This is a genomic window from Amycolatopsis sp. SB7-3 (genome assembly GCF_041021335.1).
In the GTDB taxonomy this organism is placed as follows: Bacteria; Actinomycetota; Actinomycetes; order Mycobacteriales; family Pseudonocardiaceae; genus Amycolatopsis; species Amycolatopsis japonica.
Genome location: NZ_JBFPJQ010000006.1, coordinates 110,166 through 130,833 on the forward strand (window position 1 = coordinate 110,166; position 20,668 = coordinate 130,833).

The 20,668-nt window shown below is 69.3% G+C and carries 21 protein-coding genes and 1 tRNA gene; 17 read left to right on the forward strand and 5 right to left on the reverse strand.

Annotated elements, in window-relative coordinates; genetic code table 11:
- The first annotated feature begins 190 nt into the window (after nucleotides 1-190).
- From AB8M46_RS33225 to AB8M46_RS33280, 12 genes are all read left to right on the forward strand, one after another.
- Nucleotides 191-1,264 carry a hypothetical protein gene (locus AB8M46_RS33225; RefSeq protein WP_394362771.1) on the forward strand — a complete coding sequence of 358 codons (1,074 nt, stop codon included), beginning with the start codon at nucleotides 191-193 and terminating at the stop codon, nucleotides 1,262-1,264.
- Nucleotides 1,265-1,271: 7 nt separating this feature from the next.
- On the forward strand, nucleotides 1,272-1,901 hold the full coding sequence (locus AB8M46_RS33230; RefSeq protein WP_125736877.1) for a class F sortase: 630 nt from the start codon (nucleotides 1,272-1,274) through the stop codon (nucleotides 1,899-1,901).
- A gap of 156 nt (nucleotides 1,902-2,057) precedes the next feature.
- The gene (locus AB8M46_RS33235) at nucleotides 2,058-2,720 is read left to right on the forward strand and encodes a class F sortase (protein WP_394362772.1); all 663 of its coding nucleotides are present in this window, start codon (nucleotides 2,058-2,060) and stop codon (nucleotides 2,718-2,720) included.
- A 91-nt stretch (nucleotides 2,721-2,811) separates the two neighbouring features.
- Nucleotides 2,812-4,200, forward strand: coding sequence for a glycine--tRNA ligase (locus tag AB8M46_RS33240; protein WP_034316415.1), 1,389 nt, complete (start codon nucleotides 2,812-2,814; stop codon nucleotides 4,198-4,200).
- Between the two features lie 177 nt (nucleotides 4,201-4,377).
- Nucleotides 4,378-5,301: an ABC transporter ATP-binding protein gene (locus AB8M46_RS33245; RefSeq protein ID WP_394362773.1), complete on the forward strand. Its 924-nt coding sequence runs from the start codon at nucleotides 4,378-4,380 to the stop codon at nucleotides 5,299-5,301.
- Nucleotides 5,298-6,026 (forward strand): ABC transporter permease, encoded by a 729-nt coding sequence (locus tag AB8M46_RS33250; RefSeq protein WP_394362774.1) that lies wholly within the window; start codon nucleotides 5,298-5,300, stop codon nucleotides 6,024-6,026. The genes AB8M46_RS33245 and AB8M46_RS33250 overlap by 4 nt, the downstream gene beginning before the upstream one ends.
- A 15-nt stretch (nucleotides 6,027-6,041) precedes the next feature.
- Nucleotides 6,042-7,238 (forward strand): sensor histidine kinase, encoded by a 1,197-nt coding sequence (locus AB8M46_RS33255; RefSeq protein WP_394362775.1) that lies wholly within the window; start codon nucleotides 6,042-6,044, stop codon nucleotides 7,236-7,238.
- Nucleotides 7,235-7,840 carry a response regulator transcription factor gene (locus tag AB8M46_RS33260; RefSeq protein WP_037342867.1) on the forward strand — a complete coding sequence of 202 codons (606 nt, stop codon included), beginning with the start codon at nucleotides 7,235-7,237 and terminating at the stop codon, nucleotides 7,838-7,840. The genes AB8M46_RS33255 and AB8M46_RS33260 overlap by 4 nt, the downstream gene beginning before the upstream one ends.
- A 32-nt stretch (nucleotides 7,841-7,872) precedes the next feature.
- Nucleotides 7,873-8,505 (forward strand): YdcF family protein, encoded by a 633-nt coding sequence (locus tag AB8M46_RS33265; protein WP_394362776.1) that lies wholly within the window; start codon nucleotides 7,873-7,875, stop codon nucleotides 8,503-8,505.
- A gap of 38 nt (nucleotides 8,506-8,543) precedes the next feature.
- Nucleotides 8,544-9,824 carry a deoxyguanosinetriphosphate triphosphohydrolase gene (locus AB8M46_RS33270; RefSeq protein ID WP_394362777.1) on the forward strand — a complete coding sequence of 427 codons (1,281 nt, stop codon included), beginning with the start codon at nucleotides 8,544-8,546 and terminating at the stop codon, nucleotides 9,822-9,824.
- 196 nt (nucleotides 9,825-10,020) lie between these two features.
- Nucleotides 10,021-11,097 (forward strand): serpin family protein, encoded by a 1,077-nt coding sequence (locus AB8M46_RS33275; RefSeq protein ID WP_037342871.1) that lies wholly within the window; start codon nucleotides 10,021-10,023, stop codon nucleotides 11,095-11,097.
- A 9-nt stretch (nucleotides 11,098-11,106) separates the two neighbouring features.
- Complete coding sequence (locus tag AB8M46_RS33280; protein ID WP_394362778.1) at nucleotides 11,107-12,909, forward strand: glycosyl transferase; 1,803 nt, start codon at nucleotides 11,107-11,109, stop codon at nucleotides 12,907-12,909.
- On the opposite strand, the gene AB8M46_RS33285 is transcribed toward AB8M46_RS33280, so the two are convergent.
- Complete coding sequence (locus AB8M46_RS33285; protein WP_394362779.1) at nucleotides 12,899-14,140, reverse strand: aldehyde dehydrogenase family protein; 1,242 nt, start codon at nucleotides 14,138-14,140, stop codon at nucleotides 12,899-12,901. The two genes, AB8M46_RS33280 and AB8M46_RS33285, sit on opposite strands and share 11 nt — an antisense overlap.
- Nucleotides 14,141-14,314: 174 nt before the next feature.
- On the opposite strand from AB8M46_RS33285, the gene AB8M46_RS33290 reads away from it, so the two are divergent.
- Nucleotides 14,315-14,881, forward strand: a complete 567-nt coding sequence (locus AB8M46_RS33290) for a carboxymuconolactone decarboxylase family protein (RefSeq protein WP_394362780.1) — start codon at nucleotides 14,315-14,317, stop codon at nucleotides 14,879-14,881.
- A 58-nt stretch (nucleotides 14,882-14,939) separates the two neighbouring features.
- Here the strand turns inward: AB8M46_RS33290 and AB8M46_RS33295 are convergent, their stop codons facing one another.
- Nucleotides 14,940-15,878, reverse strand: coding sequence for a sigma-70 family RNA polymerase sigma factor (locus AB8M46_RS33295; protein WP_350592958.1), 939 nt, complete (start codon nucleotides 15,876-15,878; stop codon nucleotides 14,940-14,942).
- A 45-nt stretch (nucleotides 15,879-15,923) separates the two neighbouring features.
- Here AB8M46_RS33295 and dnaG point away from each other — a divergent pair, with 45 nt between their 5' ends.
- The 3 genes from dnaG to AB8M46_RS33310 are packed head-to-tail and all read left to right on the forward strand — an operon-like array spanning nucleotide 15,924 to nucleotide 19,123.
- A complete protein-coding gene (gene dnaG, locus AB8M46_RS33300) occupies nucleotides 15,924-17,828 on the forward strand; it encodes a DNA primase (protein WP_394362781.1) in 1,905 nt (634 codons plus the stop codon).
- 2 nt (nucleotides 17,829-17,830) lie between these two features.
- Entirely contained in the window at nucleotides 17,831-18,343 is a 513-nt protein-coding gene (locus tag AB8M46_RS33305; RefSeq protein WP_394362782.1) for a hypothetical protein, read from the forward strand.
- Nucleotides 18,344-18,358: 15 nt separating this feature from the next.
- Nucleotides 18,359-19,123 (forward strand): trans-aconitate 2-methyltransferase, encoded by a 765-nt coding sequence (locus tag AB8M46_RS33310; protein ID WP_394362783.1) that lies wholly within the window; start codon nucleotides 18,359-18,361, stop codon nucleotides 19,121-19,123.
- 50 nt (nucleotides 19,124-19,173) lie between these two features.
- Here the strand turns inward: AB8M46_RS33310 and AB8M46_RS33315 are convergent, their stop codons facing one another.
- Nucleotides 19,174-19,353 (reverse strand): hypothetical protein, encoded by a 180-nt coding sequence (locus AB8M46_RS33315; protein WP_007031230.1) that lies wholly within the window; start codon nucleotides 19,351-19,353, stop codon nucleotides 19,174-19,176.
- A gap of 163 nt (nucleotides 19,354-19,516) precedes the next feature.
- Between AB8M46_RS33315 and AB8M46_RS33320 the strand changes: the two genes are divergently transcribed.
- Nucleotides 19,517-19,589 (forward strand) — tRNA-Asn (locus AB8M46_RS33320).
- A 59-nt stretch (nucleotides 19,590-19,648) separates the two neighbouring features.
- Here the strand turns inward: AB8M46_RS33320 and AB8M46_RS33325 are convergent.
- Both AB8M46_RS33325 and AB8M46_RS33330 read right to left on the reverse strand, forming a co-directional pair.
- Nucleotides 19,649-20,047 carry an STAS domain-containing protein gene (locus AB8M46_RS33325; RefSeq protein WP_394362784.1) on the reverse strand — a complete coding sequence of 133 codons (399 nt, stop codon included), beginning with the start codon at nucleotides 20,045-20,047 and terminating at the stop codon, nucleotides 19,649-19,651.
- Between the two features lie 77 nt (nucleotides 20,048-20,124).
- Nucleotides 20,125-20,592: an ATP-binding protein gene (locus AB8M46_RS33330; RefSeq protein WP_394362785.1), complete on the reverse strand. Its 468-nt coding sequence runs from the start codon at nucleotides 20,590-20,592 to the stop codon at nucleotides 20,125-20,127.
- Between the last annotated feature and the right edge of the window lie 76 nt (nucleotides 20,593-20,668).

A 20,668-nucleotide genomic window follows, 5' to 3' on the forward strand; every position in this document is an offset into this window, starting at 1 on the left:
CGGTGGTCTGTTCGCCGACCGGGCGACCACTTGGCGGCGATGTTACTGCTCCATTCGGGTGACTTCGCAAAGAAATGACCATTCCACTTCGCATGTGGTCGCCAACGGTGCAAGGTTGTCGCGGAGCGTTTCGTCGCTTCTCGTATGCCGACGACCGCGCTCTGAGGGCCCGGAGAGGCAGTGGGGAGACATGACTCGATTCGTGACGAAGCTGGCCGCCGCGACGGCGGCCGTCGCTTTGGCGTCGGTCCCGGGGCTCGCCTCGGCGCAGACGACGCAGGCCGTCGATGAGAAGACCGGCCCCGTGTCGTTCGCGAATGTGGCGTCGGTGCGCATCGGGAACCCGGGATCGTTGATCACCGAAACCCAGCGCTCACCGCTGACGCCCGGCCAGTCGAAACTCTCCCCGGACCGCACCGTCGTCCCGCGTGACAACGGCGAGAAAAACACCTTCGGCGACAAATGGGCCGTCAACCTCGGCCGCTTCGGCGCCCAGAGCCCGTTCCCTCCCGGTATCGCCAGCCGCGACCACAACGTGCTCGCCGCGCTGCAGCAGACCACGGTCCCGACGGCGGTCGCGGAGAGCAACTACGCCCTGCTCGACAACGGGCGCGGTGGCGCGAAGCCCGCCGACAACACCGTGCTGGTCCTCGAAGGCGCGAAGAGCGCCGTCGACTGCTTGTCGCCGAGCAAGGCGACGTCGTCGACGAGCGTGGGCAAGATCTGGGTGCGGGACGAAACCGGCGCGCTCAAGCCGTCCGGCGCTTCGGGCGTCGATGTCAGGGGGCTCAAGCTCGGCCCGCCCTCGACCGGCGAAATCGACAAAACGGCCAGCAAGGACAAGACCACCTCCGACCTGACCGTGTCCCGCGTGACCGCCTTCGACCAGCTGATCCGGCAGGACGGCTGGCGCGACGGCGACGTGACCGCGGTGGCGGGCTGGAAGGTGGACATCGTCACGCACGTGCGCGACGGCGCGGGCAAGGATCTGCGTGAAGCCCGCACGACGCTCGTGCTCGGCGGCGTGAGCTGCTCGATCCCGAAGAACTTCGTCGCGAAACCCGCCGGCGGTACCGGCCCGGGCGCGGCGCCCGAACAGCCCGCGGTACCGGGGACGGTGCCCGCGGGCGGTATCCCGCCGCAGGCCGCCGACTCGACGCGGACCGTGGTCGGGCTGGGGCTGCTGGGCGGCGGCATCGTGATCGGCGCCGCGGCCATGCTGCTCTCGCGTCGTCGCAAACCCGTTCCGGTGCGGGAGAAGTAGCGACCTCGTGCGGCCTTGGCTGGCGGCACTGTCCGCCGTCGTCTCGGCGCTCGCCATCTCCGCGGGCGTGATCGTGCTGACCTGGATCCCGCCGGAACAGCCGGTGTCGCTCGCGGAACCCGCGGTCTTGCCCGGTGAGGACGGCGCCCCGCTGGCGTTGCCCGCCGACAGTTCGAAACGCGGGCAGCGGCCCGGCACCATCCGCCTGCCCGAAGGCGGATCGGCGAGGCTCGTGCGTTCCGAGGTCAACTCCACCGGCGTCCTCCCGATCCCGCGAGGGCTCGGCGACGCGGCCTGGTGGGGCGCGCGGCTCGGTGCCGAAGCGGGTACGTCGCTGATCTCCGGGCACGTCAACTGGGGCGGCGTCAAAGGGCCGTTCGACGAGTTGTGGCGGATGCACGAGGGCCAGGAGGTGGCCGTCAGCGACGCGGCGGGCGGCATCTGGGTCTATCGCGTGCGGGAGGTCGTCACGGTGCACAAGAACGACCTGCCCGCGCAGGCGGCGAAGCTGTTCGCGCAGAGCGGGCCGCATCGGCTGGTCCTGGTCACCTGCGGCGGCGACTACCTGGGCGGGACCGACGGCTACCGGGACAACCGGGTGATCGTCGCGACCCCCGTTTCCGGCCCGCCCGCCTGACCCGCGTTTCGTCCTCTGAATGCGGTAGTTGCACGCGCAAGGACCGCATTCAGAGGACGAAACGCGGGAAGTCGGTGCAACCTCTCTCGGCTCGCGTCGCGTGTCTAGCGACACCGGCCGCTCCGGCGGCCACACGCGAGCAAGGAGTAATACCCGATGGTGGGACAGTTCGACGACGGTACGGCGAGCGAGGAGCAGCCGAAGAAGCGCTCCAGCCTGGGGTTGATCCTCATCGGTGCCGCGATCTTCGTGGTGGCGGCCGTGGTCGCGGTGTTCGTGTTCACCGGAACGAGTGATCCTGTCGTCGCGGCCACCCAGGGTCAGGCGACCACGTCGGCGGCTCAGCCGCCCCAGACCCCGGCCGACCTGGGACAGGCGCCCGGCACGGTCAAACTCCCCGGCGGCGGCACGGCGAAACTGATCCGCAAGGAACTGACCGCGGACGGGACCCTGCCCATCCCCGAGGGTCTCGACGAAGCCACCTGGTGGGGCGCGAAACTGGGCGCCGACCAGGGCGCTTCCCTGCTTTCCGGACATGTGAACTGGAAGGGGAAGAAGGGCCCGTTCGACGAATTGTGGCGGCTCAAGACCGGCCAGGAGGTCGACGTCGTCGACACCGACGGCGGTAAGTGGGTGTACAAGATCGGCGAGATCGTCACCGTGCACAAGACGAAGCTCGCCGAACAGTCGGAGAAGCTGTTCGGGCCGGACGGGCCGCATCGGCTGGTGCTGGTCACCTGCGGTGGCGAGTACGTCGGCGGGACCGACGGCTACGAGGACAACCGCATCGTCACCGCCTCGTTGGTCAGCAGGCCCTGAGCGGTCCGACCTCGCCGGAGGTCGCGCGGGGACGGGCGGTTAGTCTTGTCCTTCTAGCCCATACCCGTCCCCGCATGCTTCGGAGCGTGGAGTGCCCGCCAACACCATTGAGACCGTCGTCAGCCTGTGCAAGCGTCGAGGCTTCGTTTTCCCGTGTGGAGAGATCTACGGCGGTACCAAGTCGGCGTGGGACTACGGGCCCCTCGGTGTCGAACTCAAGGACAACATCAAGCGCCAGTGGTGGAAGACCGTCGTGCAGAGCCGCGACGACGTCGTCGGCCTCGACTCGTCGGTGATCCTGCCCCGTCAGGTGTGGGTCGCGTCGGGTCACCTGGACGTCTTCACCGACCCGCTGATCGAATGTCTCTCCTGCCACAAGAGGTTCCGCGCCGACCAGCTGGCCGAGGACTTCTCCGCCCGCTCGGGCAAGGAGGTGTCCGAGGACGACCTGTCCGAGGTGCCGTGCCCGAACTGCGGCACCCGCGGGCAGTACACCGCGCCGCGTGACTTCAACATGATGCTCAAGACCTACCTCGGCCCGGTCGAGTCCGAGGAAGGCGTGCACTACCTCCGCCCGGAGACCGCGCAGGGCATCTTCATCAACTTCCTCAACGTGCAGACCGCGGCGCGCAAGAAGCCGCCGTTCGGCATCGGCCAGATCGGCAAGTCGTTCCGCAACGAGATCACGCCGGGCAACTTCATCTTCCGCACGCGTGAGTTCGAGCAGATGGAGATGGAGTTCTTCGTCGAGCCGGGCGAAGACGAGACCTGGCACCAGTACTGGATCGACGCGCGCACCGAGTGGTACAAGGACCTCGGCATCAAAGCGGACAACCTCCGCCTTTACGAGCACCCGAAGGAAAAACTCTCCCACTACTCGAAGCGCACCGTCGACATCGAGTACCGCTTCGCGTTCAACGCGGGCCAGGAATGGGGCGAGCTCGAAGGTATCGCGAACCGCACCGACTTCGACCTCACGACGCACTCGAACCACTCCGGTGTGGACCTGTCGTTCTTCGACCAGGCCACGAAGCAGCGGTTCCGCCCGTTCGTCATCGAACCCGCGGCCGGTGTCGGCCGGTCGATGATGGCGTTCCTCGTCGACGCGTACCACGAGGAAGAGGTGCCGAACGCCAAGGGCAGCACCGACACCCGCGCGGTGCTCAAGCTGGACTACCGGCTCGCGCCGTTCAAGGTCGCCGTCCTCCCGTTGTCCCGCAACGCCGATCTCACGCCGAAGGCGCGCGACGTCGCGGCGGCGCTGCGCAAGCACTGGAACGTCGACTTCGACGACGCCGGCGCGATCGGCCGCCGCTACCGGCGCCAGGACGAGATCGGGACGCCGTACTGCGTGACCGTCGACTTCGACTCGCTCAACGACCACGCGGTGACCGTGCGGGAGCGCGACACCATGGCGCAGGAACGGGTCGCGATCGACAAACTCGAGTCGTACCTGGCCGGCCGGCTGATCGGCGCCTGAGTTCCGCATACTCGCGCCGCACGCCCGGCCAATGTCATGAAAGGGCCGTTCAGGACGTTTCTTGTCCTGAACGGCCCTTTCATGACGTTCGGGAGCGGCGCACCCCTGACAACTGTCATCCTCAGGTCGTGACGCGCGGCCCACGTCCGCGACCCTCTCGCGCGACAAGCTCTAAGCATGCGAGAACAAGACATCACCGCGGGGGCGGCGGTACGGCTTTCCGGGCTGCGTAAGCACTATGGCGACGTCCACGCCGTCGACGGCGTGGACCTGACGATCGCGCCGGGTGAGGTGGTCGCGCTCCTCGGCCCCAACGGCGCGGGCAAATCCACCACCGTCGACATGATCCTGGGCCTGAGCGTGCCCGACAGCGGCACCGTGACCGTGTTCGGCCGCGAGCCGGGGGACGCGGTCGGCGACGGGATGATCGGCGCGATGCTGCAGGGCGGCGCGCTCGTCGAAGATCTCACGGTCGCCGAGACCGTCGGCATGGTCGCGGCGTTGCACCGCAAGCCGATGCCGGTGCGGGAAGCGTTGCGCCGCGCCGGGATCGAGGACCTCGCGAACCGGCGCTCCACCAGGCTTTCCGGCGGGCAGAAGCAGCGCGTGCGGTTCGCCGTCGCGCTCGTGAGCGACCCCGATCTGCTGATCCTCGACGAACCGACCGCCGCGATGGACGTCGGCACGCGCCGCGAGTTCTGGAAGTCCATGTACGAGTACACGGACACCGGCCGCACGGTCCTGTTCGCCACCCACTATCTCGAAGAGGCCGAAGAATTCGCCGACCGTGTCGTGCTGATGCGGTCGGGGCGGATCGTCGCGGACGGTTCGGTCGCGCAGGTCCGTGCGCTGGCCGGGGGACGCACGATCCGCGCGGTCGTGCCCGCGGCGGCGGAGCCGGTGATCGCGGGGCTGCCGGCGGTCACCGGATTCGAACTCCGCGGTGGCCGCGCCGCGATCTCCAGTTCCGATTCCGACGCCACGCTGCGCGCGTTGCTGACCGAAATCCCCGAAGCGCACGACATCGAGATCAGCGCCGTCGGTCTTGAAGGCGCGTTCTTGTCCCTGACCACCGAAGCCACCGAGGAAACCGTCCGATGAACCCGATCTATCTCAAGACCGAGATCGTCCGCACCTTCCGTTCGACCCGGTTCGTGCTCTTCGCCGTCGCCTTTCCGGTGCTGATGTTCCTGTTGCAGGCCAACGTCTTCGCCTCGGGCCAAATGGACATCGCCGGCGTGATCATGGTGAACATGATGGCCTTCGGCACCTTCTCCGCCGCGATGACGAGCGGCGCGAAACTGGCCATCGAGCGGTCCACGGGCTGGCAGCGCCAGCTGCGGCTGACCCCGCTGACGGGCGCCGGCTATCTCGGCGGCAAGGCGCTCTCGGCGATGCTCGTCGCGCTCCCGTCGTTGCTCGTCGTCCCGCTGATCGGCGTCCTGTTCCAAGGTGTCCACCTCGACGCCGCCGGCTGGCTGCGGCTGGTGCTGGGCTGCTGGCTCGGCGCGATCCCGCTGGTGCTGCTCGGCCTGCTGCTGGGCCAGTTCGGCACACCGGAGTCGATGCAGCCGCTGAACATGATCGTGATGATGGGCATGGGTTTCCTGGGCGGCCTGTGGATCCCGATCGACGGGATGCCGTCGTGGATGGCCGACATCGCCCAGGTGACGCCGACGTACTGGCTGATCCAGCTGGTCCGCCCGGTGGTCACCGACCATCTCACGGTGAGTCTCCCGGCCGCGCTCGGCGTGCTGGCGGCGTGGACCGCGGTCCTCGGGGCGCTGGTGATCAGGCGTTACCGTAAGGACAGTGCGCGGGTCTGAGAGATGGGTGAACCGGTGAGCGACTACCCGGGCAGGGTCGAGACGGGCTTGAACAGCCGGGAGAACTGGTGGGCGGACATGCCGCCGCGAACCGGACGGGGCCCCCGGCCGAGGCGGTGGGTGTTCTTCGGCCTCGCCTTCATCGTGCCCGGCTTCGTCCCCGCGGCGGTCGATCTGGCCACCGACGGGGCGACCGCGAAAGAGCTGGTGATCGCCGTTCTCCTGCTCTTCTACGGCGCCTGCTACGTGCTGTTCCCGCTCAGTCTGCGGCCTTCCCGGCGGAAGACGACCTACGTCTTCTCGGTGCTGATGCTGCTCATCGGTCTCACGCTGGTGTTCCTGCACGACAACAACCCGTACATCCTGATCTACGCGACGGCGGTGCTGGCCTTCACGCTGCCGCCGGCTTGGTCGCTGATCCTCGACGGCGGCGCCCTGCTGCTGGTGCTGGCCGTCCATCTGATCATCGGCAAATACGACTTCGGCGATCTCATCGCGGTCATCTCGATCACGGCGGCGATGTTCTTCATGGCGAACCTGGTCCGCGCGGTGCGGAAACTGGAGGCGGCGAACCAGGAGATCGCCACGCTCGCGGTGGCGGGTGAACGCGAGCGCCTGGCGCGGGATCTGCACGACATCCTCGGCCACAGCCTCACCACCATCACGGTCAAGGCCGGGCTCGCCCGCCGGATCCTGGAGAGCGGCAAGGACGACACCCGTGCCCTGCAGGAGATCAGCGAGGTCGAGAGCCTGACTCGCAGCGCTCTCGCGGACATCCGTGCCACGGTCTCCGAGTATCGCGAGGTGTCGCTGTCGGCGGAGGTCGCCGGAGCGCGGGCGGCGCTGCGGGCGGCCGAAATCGACGCGGATCTGCCACACGCGGTGGACAACGTCGCTCCCGCCCTGCAGCGCACTTTCGGTTACGTGCTGCGGGAAGCGGTCACCAATGTGCTCCGGCATTCCGGGGCGAAGCGCGTGAAGGTCCGTCTCGGCAAGACCTGGCTGGAAGTCGAGGACGACGGCGAAGGCGGCGAGGCGATGGCGGGCAACGGCCTGCGCGGCCTCACCGAACGGTTGGACGCGGTCGGCGGGACCTTGACCGCCACCACGCCACCTGGGGGAGGATGGCTCGTCCGGGCGGACGTACCCGAGTCCGCCCTGCGGAGCGACGTGGCCGCGCCGCTCTCCGAACCCACTGGAGGCTGCGCGTGATCCGGGTCCTGCTCGCCGACGACCAGGCGATGGTGCGCGGGGCCTTGGCCACCGTGCTCGGCCTCGAAGCCGACATCGAGGTGGTCGCCCAGGTCGGCTCGGGCGACGAAGTGCTTCAGCGGGCGAAGGAGACTTCGCCGGACGTCGCGCTGCTCGACGTCCAGATGCCGGGCAAGGACGGTCTCGAAGCCGCCGCCGAACTGCACGGCGCGCTCCCGCTGTGCCGGATCATCATCTGCACCACCTTCGGCAGGCCCGGCTACCTGTCGCGGGCGATGGCCGCGGGCGCCGCGGGATTCGTGGTCAAGGACGCTCCGCCGGAGCAGCTCGTCGACGCCGTCCGCCGGGTCCACGGCGGGCTCCGGGTGGTCGATCCCGCACTCGCCGCCGAATCGCTCGCCACCGGCGCGAGCCCGCTCACCGGACGCGAACACGACGTCCTCAAGGCGGCCAAGGACGGCAGCACGGTGGCCGACATCGCCCGCGCGCTGCACCTTTCCGAAGGCACCGTGCGCAACCATCTTTCGGCCGCGATGGGCAAGACCGGGGCGAGGACGAGGGCCGAGGCGGTGCGGCTCGCGGAAGAGCACGGCTGGCTCTGAGATCACCTCGCGGCTCTGCGAGAATCACCTTCGTGAGTACCGCCGAACGGACCAAACCCACCCGCGCGAGCTGGGTGCGCCGGACCTTGGCGGGGTTCCTGCTGATCGTCGTCGCGCTGATCGGCGGAACGGCGTTCCGGGTCTGGCAGGTGGCGCGGGAGGACGTGCGCGACCGCGCCGACGTCATCGTGGTGCTCGGCGCGGCCCAGTACAACGGCAGGCCGTCGGAGATCTTCCGGTCCCGGCTGGAGAAGGCGAAGGCGCTGTACGACCAGGGCGTCGCCGAGGTCATCGTCACCGCGGGCGGCAAGAAGGCCGACGACAACTACACCGAGGCGCACGCGGGCGCGCAATGGCTGCGCAAACGGGGTGTGCCCGTGTCGGCGACGCTGCCGGTCGGTGAGGGCAGCGACACCCTGCGCAGCCTCCGCGCGGTCGCCGACCAGGTGCAGCAGCGGGGCTGGAAGACCGCCGTGCTGGTCAGCGACCCGTGGCACTCGTTCCGCGCGCGGGTGATGGCCGACGACCTCGGCCTCGACGCCTGGACGTCGCCCACGCACCGCGGCCCGATCGTGCAGGCCCGCGAGACGCAGGCGCGCTACATCGTCCGCGAGACCGGCGCGCTGCTGTACTACCGCCTCACCAGGTTCCCCGCGGAGGTCTGAACCCGATGAGTGTCGGTGATCGCGCTTAAGCTTGGCTGGTGAGCGACACCTACACCGAGGCCGACAGGGCGCGTCTGCTGCCCGAGCGGCCCAAGGGCGCAGCGCTGGAGGGCGCGGAAGACGGGCGAAGCGCCTTCGCCCGTGATCGCGCACGCGTGCTGCACTCGGCGGCCCTGCGGCGGCTGGCCGGCAAGACCCAGGTGGTCGGCCCGGGGGAAGGTGCCGAGGTCAGCGGCGTACCGCGCACGCGGCTGACGCATTCGCTGGAGGTCGCCCAGATCGGCAGAGGGATCGCGGACGAACTGGGCGCGGACCCGGATCTGGTGGACACCGCCGGTCTCGCGCACGACATCGGGCACCCGCCGTTCGGGCACAACGGCGAGCGCGCGCTGGACGAGGTCGCGCAGCCGTGCGGTGGGTTCGAGGGCAACGCGCAGACCTTGCGGATCCTGACCAGGCTGGAGCCCAAGGTCCTGCTCGAAGGCGGGTTCGCCGGCGGGCTGAACCTCACCCGCGCCTGTCTCGACGCCTCGACGAAGTACCCGTGGCCCCGGGAAGAAGGCAATCCGAAGTACGGCGTGTACGCCGACGACGCCGAGGTCTTCGCGTGGGTCCGGGCTGGTGCGCCGGAGCGCCGCACCAGTCTGGAAGCGCAGATCATGGATTGGTCCGACGACGTCGCGTATTCCGTGCACGACGTCGAGGACGGGGTGCTGGCCGGGCGGATCTCGTTGCGGGTACTGGCCGACGCGGAGGAACGCGCAGCGGTGGCCGAGGCGGCGCGCAGGTTTTCGCACCAGTCGCAGTCCACTTTGGAAGGTGCGGCGAAGGAACTGCTCGACCTGCCCGTGGTCGCGGAACTCACCGAACCGGGGCTCGACGGCTCGCTCAAGGCGCAGGTCGCGTTGAAACGGCTGACGAGCGAGCTGGTCGGCCGGTTCGCGACGGCGGTGGTCGGCGCGACGAGGGAGGTGTACGGCGAAGGGCCGCTGAGCCGCTATGCCGCACGCCTGGTCATTCCGGAGCAGGTCGCGGCCGAGGTCGCGTTGTTCAAGGCGCTCGCGCTGCGGTACGTGATGAGCGACAAACGGCGCCTCGCGATGCAGGACGGTCAACGTCAGACGCTCGCCGAACTGGTCGGCGCGCTGTGCCGCCGCGCCCCGGACGCGCTCGACGGCCTGTTCCTGCCCGCCTGGGAGGCCGCCGCGGACGACGCGGCCCGCCTGCGCGTGGTCGTCGACCAGGTGGCGTCCCTCACGGACGCGCAGGCGTACGCGTGGCACGCCTGGCACACCGGCCGCCACGGCGGTGTCGCGTGACTGGATGGACGACACGCGTGATCAGACGGACGACACGGGGATCGGCTCCGGCTACGCCCGTGTCGTCCGTCCAGTCACGCGTGTCGTCCGTCTGATCACACGCGCCGTCCCCTCGCACACGCACGACCGCCGAACCGAAACGGCACCTACCTTCGGACAGGAGACGGACGGGCCCGTGCACGGTACGGTCTGCGGCATGGGAGCTGTCGAAAGCCACCTCCGGTTTGGTCTGGACCTCTATCGGGTGCTGGCGAGCCGCGCGGAGAACGCGTGCTTCTCGCCGTACTCGATCGCGAGCGCGCTCGGCCTGGTGACCCAGGCCGCCAAGGGGAAGACCAGAGACGAACTGATCGCGCTGCTCGGCGACCCGGACGAGCTCGCCGACCTGCTGGGCAAGGCCTCGTCGCTGCTCGAAGACGGTCCCGAACTCGCGGTCGCGAACACGCTCTGGGCCTGGGACGGGCTCCCGCTCGAAGACTCCTTCCGCGAGGAACTCGCCACCTGGCCGGGCGGGAAGGTCGAGAGCGCCCCGTTCGGCGACGATCCCGAGGCCGCGCGAGCGCTGATCAACGCCGACGTCGCGCGGGCCACCCGCGAGCTGATCCCCGAACTCCTGAAGCCGGGGACCGTCGCGGAGGACACCGTCGCCGCGATCGTCAACGCCCTGTATCTCAAAACCGCCTGGACCAATCCGTTCTCGCGTGACAACACCGCGCCCGCGGACTTCCACGCGCCGTCCGGCACCCGTACGGTGCCGACGATGTGGCTCGAAAAACAGCTCGACCACACCCACGAGGACGGCTGGCAGGTCGTCCGCCTCGGCGCCGAGGGCGGGGTGGAGGCGATCGTCCTGCTGCCCGACGGCGACCTCGACGACGCCGAACTCGACGCGGGGAAGCTGGCGCGGCTGCTGGAGAACACGCGGTCCAAGACGATCGCGCTGTCCCTGCCGAAACTCGACCTCGACGTCGACAGCCCGCTGACGGCGAAACTCCAGGATCTCGGCGTGCGGACGATGTTCACCGCGAGCGCCGATCTCACCGGGCTCGCCGACGACGACCGGCTCGAAGTGTCCGAGGTGCTCCACCAGACAGTGCTCCGCATCGACGAGCAGGGCCTCGAAGGCGCCGCCGCGACGGCGGTGCTGATGCGGCTGACGTCGCTCATCGTCGACGAACCCCTGGAAGTCGCCGTCGATCGGCCCTTTCTTCTGCTCGTGAGGCATGCCTCGACGGGTGTGATCTACTTTCTCGCCCGCGTAGTCGAGCCGTGAGGACGGTCAGTGAGCCTTTTCCAGGCTGAGGCGGCGGATGTGGATGCCGGGAAGGCTCCCACGAGACCCCGCCGGTTCGCCGCCGCCGACGCCGCCATCATGGGCGGCTTCCTGCTGTTCGCCTTCCTGCTCTACAACGGGCTCTGGCTCGACCTCAAGGAAGGCTATCTCTGGAACAGCGCGTCGGATCAGAACCTGTGGGAGTGGTTCTTCTCCGTCACCGCGGACAACGTGCTGCACCTGAGGAACCCGCTCAGTTCGCACTTCCAGAACCATCCGCTCGGCGTGAACCTGATGGCCAACACGGCCATGCTCGGCATCGGCATCCCGCTTTCGCCGGTCACGCTCACCTTCGGCCCGACGGTCACCTGGGCCATCGCGCTCACCGGCGGTCTCGCCGGCACGGCGGCCGCCTGGTACTGGGTCTTCTCGCGGCATCTGGTCACCCACCGGGTCGGCGCGGCCATCGGCGGCGCGTTCGTCGGCTTCGCCCCGCCGATGATCTCGCACGGCAACGCGCACCCGAACTTCGTCGCGTGGTTCGTCCTGCCGTTCATCGCGCTGAAGGTCTTCAAGATCGCACGCGGCGAACGCCCGGTCCGCAACGGGATCTTCCTGGGGCTGCTGGCGGCGTACCAGATCTTCCTCGGCGAGGAACCGCTGCTGATCTTCGCGATGGCGTTCGCGATCTTCGCCATCGCCTACTTCGCGACGAACTACCGCGAGTTCCCGCCGATGGCCAAACCGCTGGGGATCGGCGTCGGCATCGGGGTGCTCGTGGCGCTCGTACTGTGCGCTTTCCCGCTGTGGTGGCAGTTCTTCGGCCCGCAGAGCTATCAGGCGATCGAGCACGGCCCGGTCGGGAACGACACGGCCGCGTTCACCCGGTTCGCGACGCAGTCCGTCGCCGGGCAGCCGCAGGCCGCCGCCGACGTGTCGATGAACCGCACCGAGGAGAACGCCTTCTTCGGCTGGCCGCTGATCGTGCTGATGGTGGTCATCACCGCATGGCTGTGGCGCGAGGTGTTCGCACGGGCGCTGGCGATCTCCATGTTCGTGATGGCCTGGCTTTCCCTTGGCGTGCAACTGATCGTGGTGCACGAGGAGACCGGGATCCCGGGGCCGTGGAAGCTGCTTTCGGAACTGCCGTTGTTCGAATCGCTGCTGGAATCGCGGCTGGCGATGGGCTGTATCCCGCTCATCGGCGCCTTGCTCGCGCTGGCGACCGAACGCGTCTACACGGTCGCGTCGAAACTGCCCGAAGTGCCGGGGGAGCGGCGATTCCCGTTGCGGCTGGTGTGGATTGGCGTCGTCATCGCGGTCCTGCTGCCGATCGCGCCGACCCAGCTGATCGTCAAGGACCGGCCGCAGACACCCAGATTCCTCGCCGACGGCACCTGGCGGAGCTACGTCGCGCCCGGCGGGACCGTGGTGCCCGTGCCGTTGCCGAGTTCCGGCGAATCCGAACCACTGCACTGGCAGATCGACGCGGGGCTCGGCTACTCGATGCCGGAGGGCTACTTCGTGGGCCCGAGCGGTCCCGACGACAAACGCGGCCGCTACGGCGCCATCCAGCGGCCGACGTCGATCATCTTCGACCAGATCAAACAGACCGGCGTGCCCGCGACGATCACCGAGTCGCAGCGGGTGCAGGCGCTGGCGGATCTGCGGTACTGGAACGCCGACGTGCTCGTGCTGATCCCGCGCGAACACCAGGACGCTTTCCGGACCACAGTGGACCTTCTGCTGCGGAAGCCCGCCGAGTTCATCGACGGTGTCTGGGTGTGGGACGTCCGGACGATCACTCCCTGAGCCCGGCCCGGCTCGCGGACCACCGCGAGCCGGCGAACGGCTCGTCGGCCCGGTGGTCGTTGACCCGGACCGTGCCGAAGTCGAGCCGCGCCGCGACTTCGGCGGCGTGCTCCCCGTCCGCGCCCCACACCGATCCGCACAGACCGGGCGCCGTGGCGTTCGCGAGCCCGACGGCTTCGTCCACTGTGGAGCATCGGACGACCGGAAGCACCGGTCCGAACTGCTCCTCGGTCACCACCCGCATCCCGTCGTGCGCCTCGGCGAGGATCGCCGGCGCGAAGAAGTACCCCGGCCCGTCGAGCGGTCCGCCGGTGACGATCCGCGCGCCGCTCGCCCGCGCCTCGTCGGTGAGACCGGTGACGCGGTCGTGGCGCGGCCGGTTGTTCACCGGGCCGATCTGCGTTCCCGGCGTCCTTCCGTCGCCCACCACGACTTCCGTCGCCATGGCCGCCAGCGCCTCGACGACGCCGTCGTAGACCGGTCCGACGGCGTAGACCCGTTCCACCGCCACGCCGATCTGCCCGCAGTTGGCGAAAGCGCTCCAGAAGAGCCGTTCCGCGATGGCGGCCGGATCGGTGCCGGGAAGGACGATCGCGGGAGCGTTGCCGCCCAGTTCGAGCGTCAGCTGTCGCCATTCCGGCGCGGCCGCCATCCGCTTCCCGGTTTCGGCCGAGCCGGTGAAGGCGACCTGCCGGATTCCGGGATGGGCGATGAGGAGCTCGCCGAGGGGATCGTGGCCGGTGAGCACGGTCAGCACGCCCGGCGGCAGCACCTCCGCGAGCATCCGCCCGAGGTGCAGTGTGGTGAGCGGCGTGCGCGGCGAAGGCTTGAGCACCACCGTGTTCCCCGCGGCGAACGCCGGTGCGAGCATCGCGACGGCCAGCTGCACGGGGAAGTTCCACGACGTGATCGCGGCGACCGGTCCGTCGACCGGCACCCCGGATTCGGGCCCGGAACCGGCGAAGTACCGGAAGCGTGCCGCCGCTCCGGCGAACTCGGCCTCGGCTTCGCGAAGCGGTTTCCCCTGCTCCTCGGTGAGAACGGGGGCCAGCACGGGCGCGGCCTCCTCGACGACGACCGCGCACGACATCAAGGCCGCGCGCCGGTCCGTGGCACGCCAGGCGGGGGAGGCGGCCGCCGCGGCGCGTACCGCTTTGTCGACTTCGGCGGGCCCGCAGTCGGGGACGTCCGTGATCCGTTGTCCGGTGGCGGGATCCTCGACGGCGAGCATGGTCCTCCTCGGTGGAAGGAAAAGTGCCAGCTCACCAGCTTAGCGTCGATGATCGACTGGCGGTTCCGGCGAAAAGGCTAAAAAGCGAGGGTGGCGCACGTCACCGACGGTGCTGTCACGTCCGTGCGGGCCGCCTCGTCCAGTCGGTGTACGCACTCGCACGAGGAGGACACCATGCCGCGCATTCCCGCCGTGAAGACCGCCGAAGCCGGCTTCCTGCTGAAGCTGTTCTACAAGTTCGCCGGCAAGCGTTTCGGCGCCGTGCCCGAGCCGATGGCCGTCTACGCGCACCATCCCGCCCTGCTGCGGGCGAACGGCATGCACGAGATGATGGCCGAGAAAGCCAGCAAGACGCTGCCGTCGAACGTGCGCGAGCTGGCCGTGTACCGCGTCGCGACCCAGCTCGGCTGCTCGTGGTGCGTCGACTTCGGGACCATGCTGCAACTGCACGAGGGGCTCGACATCGAACGGCTGAAGAACATCGACGACTACGCGAAGTCGCCCGCTTTCACCGACCAGGAACGGCTCGCGCTCGCGTACGCCGACGCGATGACCGCGAGCCCGGTGACCGCCACCGACGAGCAGGTCGCCGAACTGGAACGCGAATTCGGCCGCAAGGGCGTCATCGAGCTGACCTACCAGATCGGCCTCGAGAACATGCGTGCCCGGATGAACAGCGCGCTCGACATCACCGCGCAGGGCTTCACGTCGGGTGATGCCTGCAAGATCCCGCTCCCCTGAAACCACCCGCGTTTAGTCCTCTGAATGCGCCTGGGCGCATTCAGAGGACTAAACGCGGTCAGAGGCCGACGCGGGTCCGCGCGGTGGTGAGCTTGTCCGGGTTCGCCATGTCGTAGATCGCCACGATCTTCCCGTCGCGGATGGAGAACGCGTCGACGTGCTCGTCGAGCGCCCGGTACCGCTCGGAACCGGGCTGCGGCGGCAGGTAGACCCCGAGGTCGCCGTTGACCAGCGCGAGCCGCGCCTGGTCCATCCCCGCCGGGTCGTACATCCGCATGAGGCCCTGGAACAGGCGGGTGACCTTGTCGAACCCGGCGACCGTGTGCACCGCGGTGCGCGCCTTGCCGCCGCCGTCGCCGACGAGGACGACGTCGGGATGCAGGACCTCCGCCACCGCCTGGATGTCCCCGGTGAGCATGGCCGTCATGAACTTCTCGATGATCTGCTGCTGCTCGGCGAGCGCGGTCCGCGGCGGCGGATCGGCGTCGGCGACCGCGCGGCGGCCGCGGGAACCGTGCTGGCGCGCGGCGTCCGTCGTGCAGCCCAAGATCTCGGCGATCTCGCCGAACGGCACCGAAAACGCGTCGTGCAGGACGAACGCGACACGTTGCTCCGGCGTCAGCCGGTCGAGGACCACCATCGCCGCCATGCGCATGCCGTCGTCGCGGACGGCGACGGCCAGCGGGTCCTCCGACGAAGGGGTGCCCAGCGGGCCGAGAACCGGTTCGGGCAGCCATTCCCCGACGTACCGTTCGCGCCGCACCACCGCCGACCGCAGCCGGTCGAGGCAGATCCGGCTGACGACGGTGGTCAGCCAGCCCTTGTGGTCTTCGATGGCCGCGCGGCGGCGTTCGTCCATGCCGCTCAGGCGCAGCCACGACTCCTGGACCGCGTCCTCGGCGTCGGACAGCGCGCCGGTGAGCCGGTAGGCGACCGACACCAGATGAGGCCGCAGCGCGGCGAAGTTCCCGGCGAGTTCGTCCAGGGCGGTGCTCATTCCCCGAGTGTGCCGCACAGCGCTCTGAGAGCGGGAACTAGAGTGATGAGCGTGGCAGGACGGATTCGGGAGAGCGACATCGCGGAGGTGCGCGAGCGCAACCGGATCGACGAGGTCATCGGCGATTACGTGGCGCTGCGCAGCGCGGGCGGGGGCAGCCTGAAAGGGCTTTGCCCGTTCCACAACGAGAAGACCCCGTCGTTCAACGTGCGCCCCACCCACGGCACCTTCCACTGCTTCGGCTGTGGCGAAGGCGGTGACGTGATCAAGTTCATCCAGAAGATGGACCTGATCTCGTTCGTGGAGGCCGTCGAGCGGCTCGCGGATCGCGTGGGTTTCCGGCTGACCTACGAAGGCGGCGGCGGAAGCGTCCAGCGCGATCGCGGCACCCGCGCCCGGCTGATCGAGGCGCACCGCGCGGCCCAGGAGTTCTACGCCGAGCAGCTGCTCACCCCGGACGCGCGTGCGGCGCGGGACTTCCTGTCGGAACGGGGTTTCGACGCCGCCGCCGCGCAGACGTTCGGCTGCGGATACGCGCCGGCGGGCTGGGACAAACTCACCAAACATCTGCTCAACCGCGGGTTCGAGGTCAAGGAACTGCTCACGGCCGGGCTGGCCAAGGAGGGGCAGCGCGGGCCGATGGACCGGTTCAACCGGCGGCTGCTGTGGCCCATCCGCGACGTCGGCAACGAGGTGGTCGGGTTCGGCGCGCGGCGCCTCTACGACGACGACCGTGTCTCGGCGAAGTACCTGAACACCGCGGAATCGCCGATCTACAAGAAGTCGCAGGTGATGTTCGGTCTCGACCTGGCGAAACGCGAGATCGCGAAGCGGCACCAGGTCGTCGTCGTCGAGGGCTACACCGACGTGATGGCGATGCACGCCGCCGGGGTCCCGACGGCCGTCGCGTCCTCGGGGACGGCGTTCGGCGAGGACCACATGAAGGTCCTCCGGCGGCTGATGATGGACGACGACGCCTTCCGCGGCGAAGTGATCTTCACCTTCGACGGTGACGAAGCCGGTCAGAAGGCGGCGTTGAAGGCCTTCGAGGGCGACCAGACCTTCGCCGGGCAGACCTACATCGCGGTCGCGCCCGACGGCATGGACCCGTGCGAACTGCGGCTCGCCAAGGGCGACACCGCGGTGCGCGACCTGGTCGCGCGGCGGATCCCGCTGTTCGAGTTCGCGATCAAGAGCATGCTCAAGGCCTTCGACCTCGACTCCGTCGACGGCCAGGTCGCGGCGCTGCAGAAGACCGTCCCGCTGGTGGCGGGGATCAAGGACCGGGCCAGCCGCGACGGCTACGCGTCGAAACTCGCCTGGTGGGTCGGCTGGCAGGACGCGGCGCAGGTGGTGAACCGGGTGCGCGGCAGCGCCGGGGCGGCGGCGAAACGCTCCGCCACCGTCGAGGTCCGGCGCCCGGCCGCCGCGGCCACCGCCACCGCCGAAGAGGACCTGCCCAGGCCCGCACCCGGCGATCCGCGCTTCATCGCGCAGCGCGAGGCGCTCAAGGCGGCACTGCAGCAGCCCATGCTCGCCGGAGCCGAGTACGACGCCCTGCCCGAGGACGCCTTCACTCATCCGGTTTACGTCGCCATCCACAAGGCGCTGCTGTCCGCCGGCGGAGCGGGCTCCGGGCTGACGGGGCCCGCCCTGCTCGACGCGGCCGCCTCGCACTGCCCGCAGGGCACGGTGCGGCGCGTGCTCAGCGAGCTTTCGGTGGAACCGTTGCGCGCCAAGGGAGAGGTCGACTCGCGCTATATCTCCGCGCAGCTCGCTGCGGTGCAGGAAAGCCTGGTCGGCCGCCAGATCAACGAGATCAAGTCGAAGCTCCAGCGGCTTTCCCCGGTCGAGGCGCCGGACGACTATCGCGCGCTGTTCGGCGACCTCGTCGCGCTCGAGCAGTACCGGAAGGCGCTGAAGGAACAGGCCATCGGCGGATTGGACTGAGCATGGGCTGGCTGCGCCACCTGCTGGGTGACCGTGTCCCGGCGGATTTCGGCGGCTCGCTGGACGACGGTGAGCACGTCGTCGGGAGCGCGGCGGTCGAAGGCGGCGGATATCTGCTGGTCACACCGCTGGGGCTGTGGATCCCGGGGCCGCGCCGGGTCGGCTGGCATCTGGTCGGCAAGGCGGCGTGGTCCACCGGCGTGCTGACCCTGACCGAATCCGAGGAGACCGGCACGGCGGGGGACGCCGTGCTGCTGGCCGACAAGACGCCGGTCCGGTTCGAGCTCACCCGGCCCGGCAAGGTCCCGATCCTCGTGCGGCAGCGGGTGGACGGCTCGGTCCGAGGGCGGCACCGCAAGGAAATCGGGACCGGGGGAGCGTGGTTCGTCGAGCGCAAGGTCCCCGGTCAGGACGGCACGGTGCTGCAGGTGCGGCCCGACCCAGGCACCGATGTCGAGCTGGTCAAGGCGATCGCCGAGGAAGCGGCCAAGAAGCTGGCGAAGCCGAACGGCTAGCAGTACGCTCGTACTGTGTGGGATCCGGTGAAGTACCTCGACTACGCCGACCTGCGGGCCAGGCCGTTCCACGACCTCGTCGGGCGGATACCCGCCGAGGCGCCCCGCCGTGTCGTCGACCTCGGCTGCGGCCCCGGGAATCTGACCGCCGGCCTGGCGGAACGCTGGCCGGACGCGATCATCGAAGCGAGCGACAGTTCACCCGAAATGGTCGAAGCCGCGCGAACGCGGGGTGTCGACGCGCGAGTGCTCGACGTCAACGACTGGGTGCCCGAACCGGACACCGACGTGGTCATCTCGAACGCCGTGCTCCAGTGGGTCCCGGAACACCGTGACCTGCTCCGCCGCTGGGTGGACCTCCTGCCGTCCGGGGCGACGCTCGCGTTCCAGGTCCCCGGCAACTTCGACGCCCCGTCGCACGCCCTGATCCGCGCCCTCGCGCGCACCGAAGAGTGGGCCACGCGCCTCGCCGACGTCGTCCTGCGGGAGAACGGGGCCGTCGAAAGCCCGCTCGGCTACGGGAATCTGCTCGCCGACGCGGGCTGCGCCGTCGACGCCTGGGAGACGACGTATCTGCAGCGGCTGGTCGGGGAGGACGCCGTACTCGAATGGATCACCGGCACCGCGCTGCGGCCGGTCAAAGAGGTCTTGCGTGGGGAAGACTGGGACCGCTTCCGCGCGCAGCTCGCCCGTGAACTGGACGAGGCCTACCCGCCACGCCCCGACGGGACCACCTGGTTCGAGTTCCGGCGCGTCTTCGTGGTCGCCGTGACGCAGTGAAGGGGCCTTTCGCCGCGTCAAACGCGGCGAAAGGCCCCTTCGGCCCAGGATCAGCGCTGAGGCCGCCCGAACCGCTCACCGACCTTGGCGCGAGCGACCCCGGCGGCGCCCTGCACCATGGGGTGGTCGGCGATCTTGCGGTAGGTCCGCACGATCTGCTCGTACCGCCCGCGGCCGGCCTTCGCGCCCAGCACATAGCCCGCGGCCGCACCCAGCAGGAACATCTTCATCCGAGTCCACGCCTCCGTTCGATCTTGCTCCGGCTGTCATTGTCCCTCAAAACGCGAGCTTGACGAGGTGATGTCGAAAGTGGGGGGTGGGTGAACGGCCGCCGGAGGGCATGGGCTAAAGTTCTCTCATCGGTCGGAGCGATCCGGCCGGTACGGAGCACGATCCCCTGTAGCTCAACTGGCAGAGCATTCGGCTGTTAACCGGAGGGTTCTTGGTTCGAGTCCAAGCGGGGGAGCACAAGCCCAGGCCACAGGCCTGGGCTTCTTCGTTTTCAGGGCTCGACGTCTTCGTCTGTCAGCGCTCGGGGTGCGGGCGCCGGTTCGAGGCGTGCAGGGCTTCGTCGACGGTGTGGTAGAGCCTCAGCACGATGTCGAGTCCGGTGATTTCGATGGGCCGGATCACCGGGCTGTTGGAGTCCACGGCGATACGCAGTGATTTTCCTTGTTCCTTCGCGTAAGCGTCGGTGGTGATCAGTGTGGCGAGGCCGGCGGAGTCGAGGAAGTCCACTGTGGTCAGATCAAGGACACAGGTACCGGCGGTGTCGTCGATCGCGGTCATGACCGCCGTGCGCAGTATCGGCGCGGCGTCGGTGTCGACTTCGCCGGTCACCGCGACCACGACGCGCCCGCTCACGACGCGGCGGACGATGTCCAGGTCGGGCGGTGGCGATTCGGCCTGGGGCGGGTGATTCACACCGGGCGACGGTACCGGACCGGCGACGCGGGGAAAGGCGACGCCGGACCGGGTTCCGCCCGTTCCGCGGCGCACGGCTAGTCCTCGCTGTCCCAGGTGCGCGCCGTCGACAAGTGCGGCGCGTGACCGCTGTTTCCCCCGTGGTGCAACGCGAGTTCGACCCACACGGTCTTGTGGTCGGCGAAATTCCGGACGCCCCAGGTGGCGGCGAGCCGGTCGATCAGGAGCAAGCCACGCCCGCCGGAACCGTCCGGGGTCCGCCGCCGCGGCCGGCGCGGCGAGGCGTCGTCGACCTCGATCCGCAGGTACCGGCCCTGATGCGTGAGGCCGAGACGGCAGACGCGGGGCGCGTCACCGTGCCGGTGGGCGTTGCTGATCAGTTCGTCCGCCACCAGAACCGCGTCGTCCACGGCGAGTCCCCGGTAGTGGCACAGCATCTGCCGGACGCCGTGGCGGACGTCCCTGGTCGGGGTCGTGTCCAGATCGAAGGTCACGTCGCCCGGGTACGGCTCGTTGCGCTCAGTGGTTCCCGGCTGCGTCGACATCCGTCCCACCGCCTCGTTCTAGATCTTTGATCGGAAAACTTCGCGCACTGAATGCAGTACCCGGAGGTGAACAAAA